Annotated in this window: 15 protein-coding genes; 8 read left to right on the forward strand and 7 right to left on the reverse strand. The window is 68.1% G+C overall.

What is annotated here, in order from left to right:
- Positions 1-26: 26 nt before the first annotated feature.
- The 6 genes from ABIE51_RS15465 to ABIE51_RS15490 all read right to left on the reverse strand — a co-directional run bounded on the left by ABIE51_RS15465 (position 27) and on the right by ABIE51_RS15490 (position 7,396).
- Positions 27-1,658: an ABC-F family ATP-binding cassette domain-containing protein gene (locus tag ABIE51_RS15465; protein ID WP_192631370.1), complete on the reverse strand. Its 1,632-nt coding sequence runs from the start codon at positions 1,656-1,658 to the stop codon at positions 27-29.
- A 234-nt stretch (positions 1,659-1,892) separates the two neighbouring features.
- Positions 1,893-3,557 (reverse strand): amidohydrolase, encoded by a 1,665-nt coding sequence (locus ABIE51_RS15470; protein ID WP_192631371.1) that lies wholly within the window; start codon positions 3,555-3,557, stop codon positions 1,893-1,895.
- A gap of 72 nt (positions 3,558-3,629) precedes the next feature.
- Positions 3,630-4,745, reverse strand: coding sequence for an ABC transporter permease (locus ABIE51_RS15475; protein WP_192631372.1), 1,116 nt, complete (start codon positions 4,743-4,745; stop codon positions 3,630-3,632).
- Complete coding sequence (locus tag ABIE51_RS15480) at positions 4,742-5,686, reverse strand: ABC transporter ATP-binding protein (RefSeq protein ID WP_192631736.1); 945 nt, start codon at positions 5,684-5,686, stop codon at positions 4,742-4,744. The genes ABIE51_RS15475 and ABIE51_RS15480 overlap by 4 nt, the downstream gene beginning before the upstream one ends.
- Positions 5,687-5,724: 38 nt before the next feature.
- On the reverse strand, positions 5,725-6,672 hold the full coding sequence (locus ABIE51_RS15485) for an HlyD family secretion protein (protein WP_192631373.1): 948 nt from the start codon (positions 6,670-6,672) through the stop codon (positions 5,725-5,727).
- Between the two features lie 4 nt (positions 6,673-6,676).
- Positions 6,677-7,396: a TetR/AcrR family transcriptional regulator gene (locus tag ABIE51_RS15490; protein WP_192631374.1), complete on the reverse strand. Its 720-nt coding sequence runs from the start codon at positions 7,394-7,396 to the stop codon at positions 6,677-6,679.
- 160 nt (positions 7,397-7,556) lie between these two features.
- Between ABIE51_RS15490 and ABIE51_RS15495 the strand changes: the two genes are divergently transcribed.
- The 8 genes from ABIE51_RS15495 (at position 7,557) to ABIE51_RS15530 (ending at position 14,972) form a co-directional block, all read left to right on the forward strand.
- On the forward strand, positions 7,557-7,787 hold the full coding sequence (locus ABIE51_RS15495; RefSeq protein ID WP_192631375.1) for a hypothetical protein: 231 nt from the start codon (positions 7,557-7,559) through the stop codon (positions 7,785-7,787).
- Positions 7,788-7,875: 88 nt separating this feature from the next.
- The gene (locus ABIE51_RS15500) at positions 7,876-8,859 is read left to right on the forward strand and encodes a PhoH family protein (protein WP_157030888.1); all 984 of its coding nucleotides are present in this window, start codon (positions 7,876-7,878) and stop codon (positions 8,857-8,859) included.
- An 8-nt stretch (positions 8,860-8,867) separates the two neighbouring features.
- Positions 8,868-9,347, forward strand: a complete 480-nt coding sequence (ybeY, locus tag ABIE51_RS15505; protein WP_192631376.1) for an rRNA maturation RNase YbeY — start codon at positions 8,868-8,870, stop codon at positions 9,345-9,347.
- 95 nt (positions 9,348-9,442) lie between these two features.
- A complete protein-coding gene (locus ABIE51_RS15510; RefSeq protein ID WP_157030889.1) occupies positions 9,443-10,339 on the forward strand; it encodes a CorC family transporter in 897 nt (298 codons plus the stop codon).
- Positions 10,340-10,349: 10 nt separating this feature from the next.
- Complete coding sequence (locus tag ABIE51_RS15515) at positions 10,350-11,516, forward strand: lipoprotein N-acyltransferase Lnb domain-containing protein (RefSeq protein WP_192631377.1); 1,167 nt, start codon at positions 10,350-10,352, stop codon at positions 11,514-11,516.
- 39 nt (positions 11,517-11,555) lie between these two features.
- Positions 11,556-12,575, forward strand: coding sequence for a magnesium/cobalt transporter CorA (corA, locus tag ABIE51_RS15520; protein WP_192631378.1), 1,020 nt, complete (start codon positions 11,556-11,558; stop codon positions 12,573-12,575).
- A gap of 113 nt (positions 12,576-12,688) precedes the next feature.
- On the forward strand, positions 12,689-14,749 hold the full coding sequence (locus ABIE51_RS15525; RefSeq protein WP_192631379.1) for a carbon starvation CstA family protein: 2,061 nt from the start codon (positions 12,689-12,691) through the stop codon (positions 14,747-14,749).
- Positions 14,733-14,972, forward strand: coding sequence for a YbdD/YjiX family protein (locus ABIE51_RS15530; protein ID WP_192631737.1), 240 nt, complete (start codon positions 14,733-14,735; stop codon positions 14,970-14,972). Before ABIE51_RS15525 ends, ABIE51_RS15530 begins: the two co-directional genes overlap by 17 nt.
- 67 nt (positions 14,973-15,039) lie before the next feature.
- On the opposite strand, the gene ABIE51_RS15535 is transcribed toward ABIE51_RS15530, so the two are convergent.
- Complete coding sequence (locus ABIE51_RS15535; RefSeq protein ID WP_192631380.1) at positions 15,040-15,264, reverse strand: hypothetical protein; 225 nt, start codon at positions 15,262-15,264, stop codon at positions 15,040-15,042.
- Between the last annotated feature and the right edge of the window lie 19 nt (positions 15,265-15,283).

Here is a 15,283-nt window from a genome sequence, read left to right on the forward strand (position 1 = left end):
CACCCGTGACATCGGACACAGGGGCGCTATGCATCGACGAACGCCCGTTCGAGCAGGCGACCATTGTCGAGTACGAGTCGCCGCGTCGGCGAAAGGGCTTCGATGAACGCCACGTCGTGGCTGATCACCACCAGCGCGCCACGATACGCGCGCAGGGCGCGTTCGAGTTCGCGCACCGCGTGCAGATCGAGGTTGTTGGTCGGCTCGTCCAGCACGAGCAGTTGCGGTGCGGGCGTTGCATGCAGCGTGCACGCGAGGCTGATGCGCAGCCGCTCGCCGCCGGAGAGCGCCGCGATCGGCCGATGCATGGCGGCACCGCGGAAAAGCCAGCGTGCGAGCAGGTTCGCGCGTTCGACGTCGTCGAGCGCCGGCGTGTTCGCGCTGAAGCAGCCCATCACCGTGTCTGGCGCACCGAATGCGTCGAGCCGCTGCGACAGGCGCGCGACGCGACCTTCGCCGCGCCTGATGACGCCGGCGTCCGGCGTGAGATCGCCGCAGAGCAATCGCGCGATCGTGGTCTTGCCCGACCCGTTGCCACCGGCGATGGCGACGCGTTCGGGGCCGCGGATGTCCAGGTCGATTCCGCCCGGCGCGAACAGGGCGACGCCATCATGGAGGACCTGCAGAGATCGACCGGAGAACAGCCATCTGCCCGGCGGTACGTGCGTGTCCGGCAATTCGATGCCGAGGTCTGGCTCCTCGCGGATCGACCGTTGCGCGACCGCCAGGCGTCGGCCCGCGTCGGCCAGTCGCGCCGCATGCACGTCTTCCGAGCGAGCCGCTGACACCTGCGCCGCGCGCTGGCGATTGCCCGCGACGATGCGCGGCAGTCCCGCGTCGGATGCGCCGCGACGTGCGTTCGATGCGCGACGTTCGGTGCGCTCGCGCGCCTGCTGGCGTTCGCGTTCCTCCCGCTTCACGGCGCGTCGCAGACTGCGCACGTCCTGCTCCGCAGCGTCGGCCTGCACGCGAACGGCCTCTTCGTAGAACGCAAAATCGCCACCGTACAGACGCAGCGACGTGCGATCGAGTTCGGCCACCTGGTCCACGCGCCCCAACAGCGCGCGGTCGTGGCTTGCCATGACCAGGCAGCCGTCCCATTCGTCGATGAAGCGGTAAAGCAGCTGCCGCGCAGCGGCGTCCAGGTGGTTGGATGGCTCGTCGAGCAGCAAGACGTCCGGCCGCTTCAACCACTGTGCCGCGAGCCCAAGCGCCATCACTTCGCCGCCGCTAAGCGTGTCGAGCGTGCGGTCGAGCGCGAGGCGATCCAGCCCGAACGTGGCGAGGCTTGCCCGCGTGCGCTCTTCGAGATCCCACGCGTCGCCGACCGCATCGAACAGCGCCTGCTCCGCGCGCCCGGCCGCGATCGCCGCGAGCGCGTCGAGCCGTTCGCGCACGCCGAGCACGTCGGCGACGCGCAAGGTACTGGGAAAGGCGAGGTCCTGCGGCAGGTAAGCGAGCGAGCCGGCGATGTCGACCTGCCCGGATGCAGGTGTCAGTTCGCCGGCGAGCAGCCGGAGCAATGTGCTCTTGCCCGCGCCGTTGGGCGCGACGATGCCCGTTCGACGGGCGTCGAGCGTGAAGGACAGTCCATCGAAGACCGGCGTGCCGTCCGGCCAGGCGAAACAAAGCTGGGAAACGCGTACGTGTGCGCGCATGCGGGATGACTCCATCGTGCCGGCGCGAGGGCGCGGCGATCAGAACGAACCTGCGTCAGGCGGCAGGTCGAAGGCTCTGCGGAAGGAGTCGTGCGATCACACTGCGGGAAGGTCTCCGTGGGCCCGTACGCGAATGCGTCGGGCGAGGCGCATTATCGGCCGTGCGGCGCGCGATGTCGCGCACGCACCGCGGGATCGTTCAGTTGCGTGAGGAACGCGACGGCGCGCGCTGCCTCATTTCGCGCGGTACACCGCCTTGCCGTCCACGTAGGTCGCCTGCACGGTGAGGTTGCGCAGGCCGTTCGGCGCGATCGCCAGCGGATCCTCCGTCAGCACGACGAAATCCGCGCGCTTGCCGACGGCGAGGCTGCCGACCTGCGTTTCGGCGAAGCCCGCATAAGCGGCATCGAGCGTGAAACCGCGCAGCGCTTCGAACGCCGTCAGCTTCTCCTGCGGATACCAGCCGCCGGCCGGCAGGCCCTGCGCATCGGCGCGCATCGTCGCCGCGTACAGGCCGAAGCGCGGATCGACCGATTCCACCGGGAAGTCCGATCCCAGCGCGAGGCGCGCGCCGCTGTCGCGCAGCTGGCGCCACGCGTACGCGCCGATGATGCGCTGCGGGCCGACGCGATCCTCCGCCCACGGCATGTCGCTGGTCGCGTGCGTGGGCTGCATCGATGCGATCACGTGCAGTTGCGCCAGGCGCGGAAGGTCGGTCGGCGAGAGCACCTGCGCGTGTTCGATGCGCCAGCGGTGATCGGTGGTCGTCGCGTCCTTTCCGAGCGCCTTCGCATACGTTTCGAGCACGACGTGGTTGCCGCGATCGCCGATGGCGTGCGTGGCGACCTGCACGCCGCAGCGCTTGGCCTTGTCGACCGCCACCGCGATCTGCTCCTTTGATGTCACCATGATGCCGAGGTTGCCGTGGTCGTCGCTGTATTCCTTCAGCATCGCCGCACCGCGGCTGCCTAGCGCGCCGTCGGCGTAGAGCTTCAGCGTGCGCATCTGCAGGCGGCCGGACGGATGCGTGTACAGGCCATTCGCGCAGAGCGATTCGAGCGCCTCGTTGTTGCCGTCGGCCATCGCGGTGATGCGCAGCGGCATCGCGCCGCGATCGGCCAGGCGCTGGTAACGCTTGAGTTCGGCCAGGCTCACGCCCGCGTCGTGCACACCGGTCAGGCCATGCTCCACCGCCGATTGCATGCCGAGCGACAGCGCGCGCTCGGCGGTTGCCTCGTCCAGCGGCGGTCGGGCTTCGTCGACCAGCGCCGAGGCCGCATCGATGAACACGCCGGTCGGCTGCTTGCGCGCGTCGCGCACGATGCGGCCGCCATCGGGCTGCCAGTCGCCGGACAGATCGCGCTTCACCACACGCATCGCGGCGCTGTTCGCCCAGCCGGCGTGGCCGTCGATGCGTTCGAGCCAGACCGGGCGGTCAGGGAACGCGGCGTCGAGATCGGCGGCGGTCGGGAAGGTCTTGTCCGGCCAGTCGTTCTGGTCCCAGCCGCGGCCGATCAGCCACGCGCCGGCGGGCAGCTGCTTTTCGAACGCCTGAAGCCGTTGCACGACCTCCTGCTTGCTCGCGGCATCGACCAGGTCGGCGCTGAGCATCGTCATGCCCAGCCCCGAGACGTGCGCGTGCGCGTCGATCAGGCCTGGAATCACGGTCGCCTGCCCCGCATCGATGCGCTCGGCCTTCGGATAACGCTTGAGCAGCTCGGCGGTGGAACCAAGCGCGAGAATGCGGCCGGTCTCGTCGTACGCCAGCGCCTGCACCTTCGGCTGCGCGGTTTCCATCGTGTGGATGCGCGCGGCGCTCAGCACCGTGACCTGTGCGGCCATCGCGTGGCCCGACATCGCGACCAGCGCGCCCGAAAGCGCTAGAACCAGCGTACGCATCCCCTACCCCGCATGTCCGAAAGTGTCCGGACTGTGCGCAATCGCGACGGTCGTGGCAAGTGCTGCGGCCGGTCAGTCCAGTCGCTTGCGGAAGCGCGATATCGCCAGCGTCATCATCACCGCGATGAAGGCCAGCAGCGCCAGCACGTCATGCCACAGCTCGAAAAGACCGGCGCCGCGCAGCATGATGCCGCGGATCAGGCGCAGGAAATGCGTGAGCGGCAGGACTTCGGCCAGCCACTGCACGACCTTCGGCATGCCGGCGAACGGAAACATGAAACCCGACAACAGGATCGACGGAAGAAAGACGAAGAACGTCATCTGCATCGCCTGGAACTGCGACTGCGCCTTGGTCGAGATGAGCAGGCCCAGCGTCAGGTTGGCGAGGATCAGCAGCACCGCGGCGAGGTACACGTCGAGCAGGCTGCCGCGGATCGGTACGTCGAACAGCCACACGCCCAGCACGAGGATCACCGTCGTCTGGATCAGGCCGATCGCCGCGTACGGCAGCACCTTTCCGATCATCAGTTCCGAACTCGACAACGGCGTGGCGATGAGCAGTTCCATGTTGCCGCGTTCGCGCTCGCGCACGATGGCCACGCCGGTGAACAGCACCATCGTCATCGTGAGGATCACGCCGATGAGGCCCGGCACGATGTTGATCGCGGAGCGGCGCTGCGGGTTGTAGAAACTCACCACGCTCACCTGCCCCGGCCCGATCTGCCCGACGGCGCTGCCGCTGCTGCGATTGGTCGTGGGTTGCGTGTTCAAGGGCACTTGCGCGAGCTGCACGGCCGCGCTCTGCACCACCGTGTCGCTGCCGTCGACCAGCACCTGCACGGCTTCGCGGCCTTCGAAACGGCGGCGTTCGAAATCCGGCGGGATCACCACGCCGATGCTGATCTCGCCGCGCTGAAGGCCATCCATCAGTTCCTGCGGCGACGTCGCGCTGAGCGTCGGGTCGATGACACCGGTGGCGACCATGTCCATCACCAGCGCGCGCGAGGCCGCGGTATTGGACAAATCGGCGATGCCGGTGTCCAGGCCGCGCAGGTTGAGGTTGATCGCGTATCCGAACAGCACCAGCTGCATCACCGGGATACCGACGATCATCGCCAGGGTGATGCGGTCGCGCCGCATCTGCCGCAGTTCCTTCATGACGATCGCGAGCAGGCGGCGCAGGTTCATCCGGCCTTCTCCGGCTTGCCCGCATCCTGCTCGTCGTCGCGGCCCCGCGTGGAGGACACGAACACGTCTTCGAGATTCGGCGTCGATTCGGAGACATCGGCTTCCAGGCCGGCATCGTCGAGCGCCTTCTTCACGCGCGCGGCGGCATCGCCGTTGGCGTCGTTGAGCACGCGCAACGCGTTGCCGATCTGCGCCACGCTGAGCACGCCCGGCACGTCCAGCAACACCTTCTGCGCGCGACGCGGCTGGTCGGCCATCACTTCGAGCGTGCGGCCGGCAAGCGCGTGGGTAAGTTCGTCCGGCGTACCGTCGGCCACGAGCACGCCGCGATCAAGGATCGCGATGCGATGGCAACGTTCGGCCTCGTCCATGTAGTGCGTCGACACCAGGATCGTCGTGCCGGCATCGGCGAGGTCGAAAAGCTTCTCCCAGAAATCGCGGCGCGATTCGGGATCCACCGCGCTGGTCGGTTCGTCGAGGAACAGCAGTTCCGGCTTCTGGATCACCGCGCCGGCGAGCGCGAGGCGCTGCTTCTGGCCACCGCTCATCGTGCCGGCGAGTTGCTTCTGGCGATCGGCGAAGTGGTACTGCTCGACGAGTTCGTCGATGCGTTTTGCGGCCTGCGCGCGCGGGATGTCCTGCACGGCGGCGAGGAATTCGAGGTTCTCGCGCACGGTGAGGTCTTCGAACAGCGAGAACTTCTGCGTCATGTAGCCGATGCGACGTCGCAGTTCCTCGGCCTGTTCGGGAATGCGCAGGCCCAGCACTTCGACGTCGCCTTCGGTCGGCGTGAGCAGGCCGCAGAGCATGCGGATGGTCGTCGTCTTGCCCGAACCGTTCGGACCGAGGAAGCCGTACACGTTCGCGCGCGGGACACTGAGGTTCACGTGGTTCACCGCGACCAGCTGGCCGAAGCGCTTGGTGAGCCCGCGCGCGCGGATCGCCAGATCGCCGGCCGTATCGGGAGCGACCTGCGCGTTCATCGCGCGAATTCCACCCGCACGGGCACGCCGGCCGGAAGCTCGCCGCCCGTGTCGCCGGTGATCTCGACCTCGGCGAGGTAACTCAGGCGCGCGGCGTCCTCGCCGATCAGCGCGTAGTACGGCGTGAAGCTGGGTTCGCTGCGGATCATGCGTACGCGGCCCTGCAAGGCGGCGTCGCGTCCGTCCAGGAACACACGCGCGGTGTCGCCGACCTTGACGTTCGCGCGGATCGGTTCGGGCACGTAGATGCGCGCGTAGGGGCGATCGCCGACCAGCATCACCGCAAGCGGCGCGCCGAGCGGCGCTTCGTCGCCGAGCCGGTATGGCAGGCTGTCGACGAGGCCGGCGCGCGGCGCGGTGACATCGAGCCGTTGCAAGGTCGCCTGCTGGTTCGCCGCCTGCGCCTGCGCGGCCGCGACGGCCGAACGGCCCTGCGCGATCTGTTCGACGCGCGTGCCGCGTTCGAGTTCGAGCAGCGCGGCCTGCGCGGCGCGGACCTGCCCGTCGGCGGTGCCCGCGGCAGCGCGTGCGCGATCGACATCGGACGCCGCGACCAGACGTTGCCGGCCGAGCGGCTGCAGGCGCGTGTAGTAGGCACGCGCGTCGGCGGCTTCGGCCTGCGCGGCGGCGAGGTTCGCGCGCGCCTGCTGGATCTGCTCGCTGCGCGGGCCGTGTTCGAGTTCCTCCAGCGCCTCGCCCGCCTGCTGCGCCTGGGCCTGCAATGCCTGCAGTTGCGCCTGCGTTCGCGTGACCTCCAGCTGCAGCAACGGCGTGCCGGCTTTCACGCGCTGGCCTTCGCGCACGTCGATGCGGACGATTTTTTCCGATGCGGGCGCGGGCAGCGCGATGCGGTCCCATTCCAGCGTGCCCAGCGCCTGCGGCGCGTCGTCACGACAACCGGCCACGACCAGCGTCAGGGCGAGAAGGCAGACACGTGCGTTCATGGCGTCACTCCAGTCCCAGGCCGCGGTCGAGCAGTGCGAGCGTGTGCCGGCGCAGCACGTCGAAATCGAGGTCGTCCGCCTGCAGCAGACGGCGCCAGATCGGCGCACCTGCCGCGGGAAACAGCGTCAATCCGACCAGCGACACCATCAGCAGGCGCGGATCGAGGTCTTCGTTGAGTTCGCCCCGCGACTGCGCCTGGGCGAAGCGCGCGGCCATCATCTGCGGCAGTTGCGGGCCGATGCGTTCGAACAGCACGTCGCGAAGCGCGCCGCCCTCGCACAGCACTTCGCGCACCCACAGCGGCGGCAGCCAGGGATGCGCGGCGACCAGACGGCCCACGCCGGTGACGAAGCCCGCGATCAGCCCGGCCACGTCGTCGCCAGCGGCGAGCACCGGCTCGCGCAACTGCTGGAAGGCCGGCAGCACGCGCTCGGCGATCACCGCTTCCTGCAATTGCGCCTTGTCGCCGAAGTAGTAATGCAGCAGCGCCGGCGTGACGCCGGCTTCGGTGGCAATGGTCCGCAGCGAGGTCGCAGCGATGCCCTCGCGCACGAAACAGGCGATCGCCGCGTCGAGCAGGCGTTCTCGCAGGTCGGGGCTGTCGGCGTTCGGACGGCCCGGCGAACGGCCAGCGGGTCGCCCCGCACCTGTTCGTCGAGCGGATGGCGGGCTCGGGGCCTTTGCGGCCTTCCGACGTGGTCTAGGGGGTAGCTCGGCGCTCATGGCCTGTATTTAATTGCGCAATTAATTAGATGGCAAGCCGGTTCCGACGAACGGTCGCGTCCGGTGGCGCAGTTGCGAGCCCGCGGGCGTTGCGAAGATGACAAGCGTCGCGCGGCCCGGTCGGCCATGATGGGGACGGGTCCACCACGGAATCCTTCCCATGATTCCCACGCATCCCCTCCTCCAGCGCTGCGCCCTCGGCCTGTGGTTCCTGGGGCTCGGCGCGCTCGGCCTGCTGCGCTGGTGGATGCGCTATTCGCGCGACGCGCAGGTGTTCTCCGACATGGTGATGCACGTCTGGCTGTGGGGATCGCTGGGGCTGGTGGCGGTCGGCGCCGTGTGGACCGCGTGCGCGTTCGCCACGCATCGACGCCATCGCGACACGCGCTGAGGCTTCTTTGAAAAATGACACCCGCGGGCGCAAGCTTGTGGGCTCCGGCGCGCGTCGCGCGCACTCCCCCACGGAAGATCCCGTCACGATGTCCCGAACCACGTCCGAATTCGTCCTGGAGCCGGCCGAAACCGAGCGCCTGGCCAACCTCAGCGGTCCCTTCGACGGCCACCTGCGCATGATCGAACTGCGCCTGGGCGTGGAGATCGCCAACCGCGGCAACATCTTCCGCATCGTCGGTCCGCAGGACGCGGTGGGCAAGGCCGAGCGCCTGCTGCGCGACCTCTGGCGCGACGCCGCCGAGGAAACGCTCACCGAGCCCGCGATCCACCTGCGCCTCACCGAGATCGACGCCGACCACGTCGCCAACGACGACGTCGAACCGCAGGAAGTCGCGATCCGCGTCAAGCGCGGCACGATCCGCGGTCGCGGCGCGAACCAGGCCAAGTACCTGCACGCGATCGCCACCAACGACATCAACTTCGGCATCGGTCCGGCCGGCACCGGCAAGACGTTCCTCGCCGTGGCCAGCGCGGTGGAAGCCTTGAACGAGGCGCGCGTGCAGCGGCTGATCCTGGTGCGTCCGGCGGTCGAAGCCGGCGAGAAGCTGGGCTTTCTTCCGGGCGATCTGACGCAGAAGGTCGATCCCTACCTGCGCCCGCTCTACGACGCGCTGTACGAGATGCTCGGCGTGGAGAAGGTCGTCAAGCTGCTGGAGAAGAACGTCATCGAGATCGCGCCCCTTGCGTACATGCGCGGACGCACGCTTAACGATGCGTATGTGATTCTCGACGAGGCGCAGAACACGACCATCGAGCAGATGAAGATGTTCCTGACCCGCATCGGCTACGGCAGCACGGCCGTGGTCACCGGCGATCTCACGCAGATCGATCTTCCGCGGCACCAGAAGTCCGGCCTGAAGGATGCGCTGGACGTACTGCGCGACGTCAACGGCATCAGCTTCACTTTCTTCGAATCGCGCGACGTGGTGCGTCATCCGCTCGTGGCGCGCATCGTCAACGCCTACGATGCCCGCGACGCGCAGAACGCGGCGACCGGCCCGTCCGCCTGAGCGATGCCATGACCAAGGGTCCGATCCGTCTCGACGTCGTCATCAACTATGCCGTGCCGCGTGCCGGCGTTCCGTCCGCGGTGAGCTTCCGCAAGTGGGTCGCGGCCGCGCTCGACAGCCGCATCCGCGAAGCCGACCTCGCCATCCGCATCGTCGGCACCAAGGAAGGCCGCGCGCTCAACCATCACTATCGCGGCAAGGACTACGCGACGAACGTGCTCAGCTTTCCAGCGGAACTGCCCGACGGCCTGCCCGAAGGCGCGAAGATGCCGCTGCTGGGCGACCTGGTGATCTGCGCGCCGGTGGTCGCGCGCGAGGCGAAGGAACAGAAGAAGCCGCTGGCCGCGCACTACGCGCACCTGACGGTGCATGGCGTCCTGCATCTGCTGGGCTGGGACCACGAAGACGAGAAGGAAGCCGTCTGCATGGAGCAGCTGGAGCGGGAAATCCTCGCCGGGATGGGCATCGAGGACCCTTACGGCGAATGAAGCTTGCCCGGCCCGGGCCCGCCAAGCGCCCGTCGCCCATCCGCGCTAGACTCCCCCGACGCCCCCATCCCCCCGGGGCGCCTGACTAAATCGCAATGTCCGAGGACGACAGTAGTAGCTTCCATTCGCCCGAGCACCAGGAAAAACGCGCCGACCGGCGCGGGCACGAAAAGCCCCGTTCCTGGCTCGAACGCATCAGCTCGGCGCTTTCCGGCGAACCGACCACCCGCGAAGACCTCGTCGAACTGCTGCGCGATGCGCAGGCCGACGGGCTGATCGCCGCCGACACGCTCCGCATGATGGAAGGCGCCATCGCGGTGTCCGACCTCACCGTCGGCGACGTGATGATTCCGCGCTCGCAGATGGTCTCGCTCCCGGCGGACGCCAAGTTCCTCGACCTCATGAAGCAGGTGGTCGAATCCGGCCATTCGCGCTTCCCGGTGCACGGCGAGGACAAGGACGAGATCCTCGGCGTGCTGCTAGCCAAGGACCTGCTGCGCGGCGTGGTCGCCGACAACGGCCCGGGCAGCATCCACGAACTGTTGCGCCCGGCCGTGCTGATCCCCGAATCCAAGCGCCTGAACGTGTTGCTGCGCGAGTTCCGCCAGTCGCGCAACCACATGGCGATCGTGATCGACGAGCACGGCGGCGTCGCCGGCCTGGTCACCATCGAGGACGTGCTCGAGCAGATCGTCGGCGAGATCGACGACGAACACGACGACGCGGAAGACCCGAACGCACTGATCGCCGCGCAGGCCGACGGCCAGTTCGTGGTGGACGCGCTGACGCCGATTTCCGACTTCAACGAACGCTTCGGTGCCGACTTCGATGACGACGAATACGACACCATCGGCGGGCTGGTCACGGCGGCCATCGGCCACCTGCCCGAAGCCGGCGAGGAGCTCACGCTGGGACGCTTCGTGTTCCGCGTCTCCGGCGCCGATGCGCGCCGCGTGCACGCCTTCCACGTCGGGGTGCTGGGTGACGCGTGAGCCGGGCGCGATGCGCCGCCTCTGTGCGCTGATCCTCCTGCTGCTGGCGTTCGTCGCCCTGCCCGCCTTCGCCGCCGCGCCGCGCATTGGCGTCGCGACGATGCAGCCCGGCGAGATCTTCTTCGAGCGCTTCGGCCACAACGCCATCGTCGTGGTCGATCCGGAAACGAACGACGCGATTTCCTACAACTTCGGGTTCTTCGATCCGACCGAGAAGGATTTCGTCAGCCGCTTCGTGAAGGGCGACATGCGCTATCGCCTGGCGGCGCTGCCGTTCGAGCAGGACCTGATGCAATACCGCGAGGAAGGCCGCGGCGTGAGCATCCAGTGGCTCGACCTGACCGATGCGCAGGCGAGCGAGGTGGCCGCCGCGCTGGCGGAGAACGCGAAGCCGGAGAACGCGTTCTACAAGTACGAATACTTCGACGACAACTGCTCCACGCGCGTGCGCGATGCGCTCGACCGCGTGCTCGACGGCGGCCTGCGCCGGCAGATCGAAGGCCGTTCGCACGGCTCCACCGCGCGCAGCGAAGCCGTGCGGCTCGCCTCGCCGGCGTGGTGGATGTGGCTGGGTTTCGACGTCGGGCTCGGTCCGTCCGCCGACCAACCGATGCCGGTCTGGCGCGAGTCGTACGTGCCGATGCGCCTGGCCGACGCGCTGCGCGAAGTGAAGAACAGCGACGGGCGTCCGCTCGTGCTGGAAGAACAGGAAATCCTTCCGCATCGACTTCCGCCCGAGCCGCAGGACGGCCCGGTGCGCTGGTGGCCCTGGGCGCTGGCCGGCATCGCGTTCGGCATCGCCGCGGCGGTGGTGGGACGCTCGCGTCCGCGCGTGGTCGCCGCCGTCGCGCTGCCGTTCTGGATCCTCGCCGGCGTGCTCGGCGCGTTGATGCTGTTCCTCTGGTTCGGCACGCAGCACACGTATGCGTGGGCGAATGCGAATCTCCTGCTGCTCAGCCCGTTGTGCTGGCTGCTGCTGCCCGGCGCGGTGCGCGTGCTGCGCGGGCGCGACCCGCGGCGGTTCTTCCGCGGCGTGCTCGTCGCGGTGGCCGTCGGTGCGGTCGCGTCGCTGTTCGTGTACTGGCTGCCGGTGACGCCGCAGCGCAACGTGCACTGGATCGCGCTGCTGCTGCCGATCCACCTGGGGCTCCTGCAGGCCTTCCGCGCTCGACGCTGAGGGTTGCCGCGACGGGCGTGCCGGGCGCAGGATTCGCGCATGAGCACGCCTGCCCCGACTCCGACGAAACACAACAGCCTCAACCCCCAGTGCGTGGTCAACTGCGCCGCCTACGGGCGGGGCGGCACGCGCCGTGAAATCAGCCTGGACGAGATCAGCGAAGTCCTCGCGAAGGACGACGACACCTTCGTCTGGGTCGGCGTGTACGAACCCGAGGACGCCATCCTCGACAAGCTGCAGGAAGAGTTCGGCCTGCACGACCTCGCCATCGAGGACGCACGCAACGCGCACCAGCGTCCGAAGATCGAAACCTACGGCAACTCGCTCTTCATCGTCGTGCACACGGCGCAGAGCGTGGACAGCCACATCCGCTTCGGCGAGACGCACATCTTCGTCGGACCGCGCTACCTGGTGACGGTGCGGCATGGCGCGTCCACCAGTTACGCGCCGGCGCGCGCCCGCTACGAGCGCGACGCGGACGACCTCGCGCATGGGCCCGGTGCGGCGCTCTACACGGTGCTCGACCTCATCGTCGACAACTTCCAGCCGATCGTGCAGGAGTTCAGCCAGGACCTGAACGAGCTGGAGCAGGACATCTTCGCCGAGGAATTCCGCAGCGAAACGGTCAAGCACCTGTACGACCTCAAGCGCGAACTCACGCGCCTGCGCATGGCCGTGTCGCCGCTGCAGGACATCCTCGGGCAGCTCGCGCGGGCGCGAACCGGCCTCATCGACGAGGAGAGCCAGCTGTACTTCCGCGACGTGCTCGACCACGCCGTGCGCCTCAACGAAACCACCGACACGCTGCGGGAAATGCTCACCGCGGCGATGAGCGTGAACCTGTCGCTGGTGACGATCCACCAGGGCGAGATCGTCAAGCGGCTGGCCGGCTGGGCCGCGCTGCTCGCCGCACCGACCCTGATCACGAGCTGGTACGGCATGAACTTCACGCACATGCCGGAACTGGAAGGCCGGTGGAGCTACCCGGCCATGATCGTCCTGGTCGGCGTGGTCTGCGTCGTGCTCTTCGCGTTGTTGCGGCGCGCCAAATGGCTGTAACTGCGCCCGGCGTCGCCGTGCCTAGACCAAAGTCGCAGGCGAGTTGACGCATTGCGCATTGACCCGGCGCCCGGCGCGGCGCGACCCTTCGGTGATCCTTCCGGAGGGGTGTCATGAAATCTCTGTCCTGGCTTGGCTGGGCCGTCCTGGCGGTACTGGCGGCTTTCTGCATCGGCACCATCGCCCTGCATCGCGGCGAAACGATCAACGCGATCTGGCTGGTGGTCGCGGCGGTGGCGACCTTCACCGTCGCGTTCCGCTTCTACGGGCTGTACATCGCGCGCAACGCGCTGATGATCGACGGCTCGCGCGCGACGCCCGCATGGCGTCGCAACGACGGACTGGACTACGTCCCGACCGCGAAGAGCATCGTCTTCGGACACCACTTCGCCGCAATCGCCGGCGCCGGCCCGCTGGTGGGCCCCGTGCTCGCCGCGCAGATGGGCTACCTGCCCGGCACGCTGTGGATCCTGTTCGGCGTGGTCCTGGCCGGCGCGGTGCAGGACATGCTGGTGCTGTTCTTCTCCACGCGCCGGGACGGCCGCTCGCTGGGCGAGATGATCCGCGCCGAGATGGGCCCCGCCGCGGGCGTGATCTCGATGGTCGGCATCCTGATGATCATGGTGATCCTGCTGGCGGTGCTGGCGCTGGTCGTGGTGAAGGCGCTCGCGGAAAGCCCGTGGGGCACGTTCACCGTGGCGATGACGATCCCGATCGCGATCCTGATGGGCCTGTACCTGCGCTACTTCCGCCCGGGCCGCATCATGGAAGTGTCGATCATCGGCTTCGTGCTGCTGATGCTGGCGATCTGGGGCGGCGGACTGGTCGCCGCGCACCCGACCTGGGGCCCGGTGTTCCACCTCAAGGGCACGACGCTGGCGTGGCTGATGATCGCCTACGGCTTCGTCGCCTCGGTGCTGCCGGTGTGGTTCCTGCTGGCGCCGCGCGACTACCTGTCCACGTTCCTCAAGATCGGCACCGTGCTGATCCTCGCGCTGGCGATCGTCGTCGCGATGCCCGACCTGCAGATGCCGGCGGTGACCAAGTTCGTCGACGGCACTGGCCCGGTGTTCTCGGGCAAGCTGTTCCCGTTCCTCTTCATCACCATCGCCTGCGGCGCGGTGTCGGGTTTCCACTCGCTGATCAGCTCGGGCACGACGCCGAAGATGATCGCAAGCGAGCGCGACATCCCGATGGTCGGCTACGGCGGCATGCTGATGGAAGCCTTCGTCGCAATCATGGCGCTCATCGCCGCCTGCGTGCTGCAGCCGGGCATCTACTTCGCGATGAACTCGCCCGCCGCGCTGATCGGCACGACGGCCGAATCCGCCGCCGCCGCGATCTCCAGCTGGGGCTTCGTGCTCACGCCCGACATCCTGACCGCGACGGCGAAGGAAATCGGCGAGCAGACCATCCTCTCGCGCACAGGCGGCGCGCCGACGCTCGCGGTCGGCATGGCGCAGATCCTGCACGGCCTGATCCCGGGCGAAGGGATGATGGCCTTCTGGTACCACTACGCGATCCTGTTCGAAGCGCTGTTCATCCTGACGACGGTCGACGCCGGCACGCGCGTGGCGCGCTTCATGATCCAGGAACTCGTCGGCCTGGCGTACGAGCCGTTCAAGCAGACCGAGAGCTGGGTCAGCAACGTGGTGTGCACGCTGATCGCCGTGAGCCTGTGGGGCTACTTCCTCTACCAGGGCGTGGTCGATCCGCTCGGCGGCATCAACACGCTGTGGCCGCTGTTCGGCATCGCCAACCAGATGCTCGCGGGCATAGCGCTGGTCTTCTGCAGCGTGGTGATGGTGAAGATGAAGCGCGAGAAGTTCCTGTGGATCCCGCTGATCCCGACGGCGTGGCTGCTGATCTGCACGCTCACCGCCGGCTGGCAGAAGCTGTTCCACCCCGATCCGAAGATCGGCTTCATCGCCAACGCCCGCAAGTTCGCCGACGCCGCCGCGCGCGGCGAGGTGCTCGCACCGGCCAAGTCGATGGATGACATGTCGCGCGTGATCTTCAACAACTACCTCGACGCCGCGCTGTGCGGACTGTTCGTCGCGGTGGTGGTGGCGACGGTTCTGTTCGGCCTGCGTGCCGCACTGGCCGCGCGTCGCACCAACACCCCGACGGCGAAGGAGTCGGACTATGTCGCGCTCGATGCCATCGCCCGCTGATCGCACTGCCGCGCGCACCCTGCGCGTGGCGTCGGGCCTGCTCGCACGGTGGTGGCGTGCGAGCTGCCAGACCGCGCGCCTGGCCATCGGCATTCCAGATTACGACGTGTACGTCGCCCACGTGCGACGCACGCATCCGGATCGGGAACCGATGACGCGCGAGGAGTTCTTCCGGGAGCGGATGGAAGCGCGGTACGGCAAGGGCAGCAGTCGCTGTTGTTGAGGCTGGAGCATGAAAGAGAAAAGGCGCCCATGGGGCGCCTTTTTCTTTTTGTGGACCTACCGGGCGATCAGAGATCCAGCGGCCGGTTGCGACTCCAATGCACAATTTGCCACGCCGCGCCGCCGATCAATCCGGCCACGCCGATGAAGGCTGCCATCGCTGCCGCATCGGGCGTGCTGCCCCCGATCCGGTACACCGCCAGCGCGAGCACGACGCACACCGCAAGCGGCGCGAAGAAACGCCAGTGCTCAAGCAGGCCGAGCCAACTGTCGGGATCGAGAGGATTGAACATGTCTCTCTCGGCTCGGCCC

This window comes from Lysobacter sp. OAE881, assembly GCF_040546665.1.
GTDB lineage: Bacteria > Pseudomonadota > Gammaproteobacteria > Xanthomonadales > Xanthomonadaceae > Lysobacter_J > Lysobacter_J soli.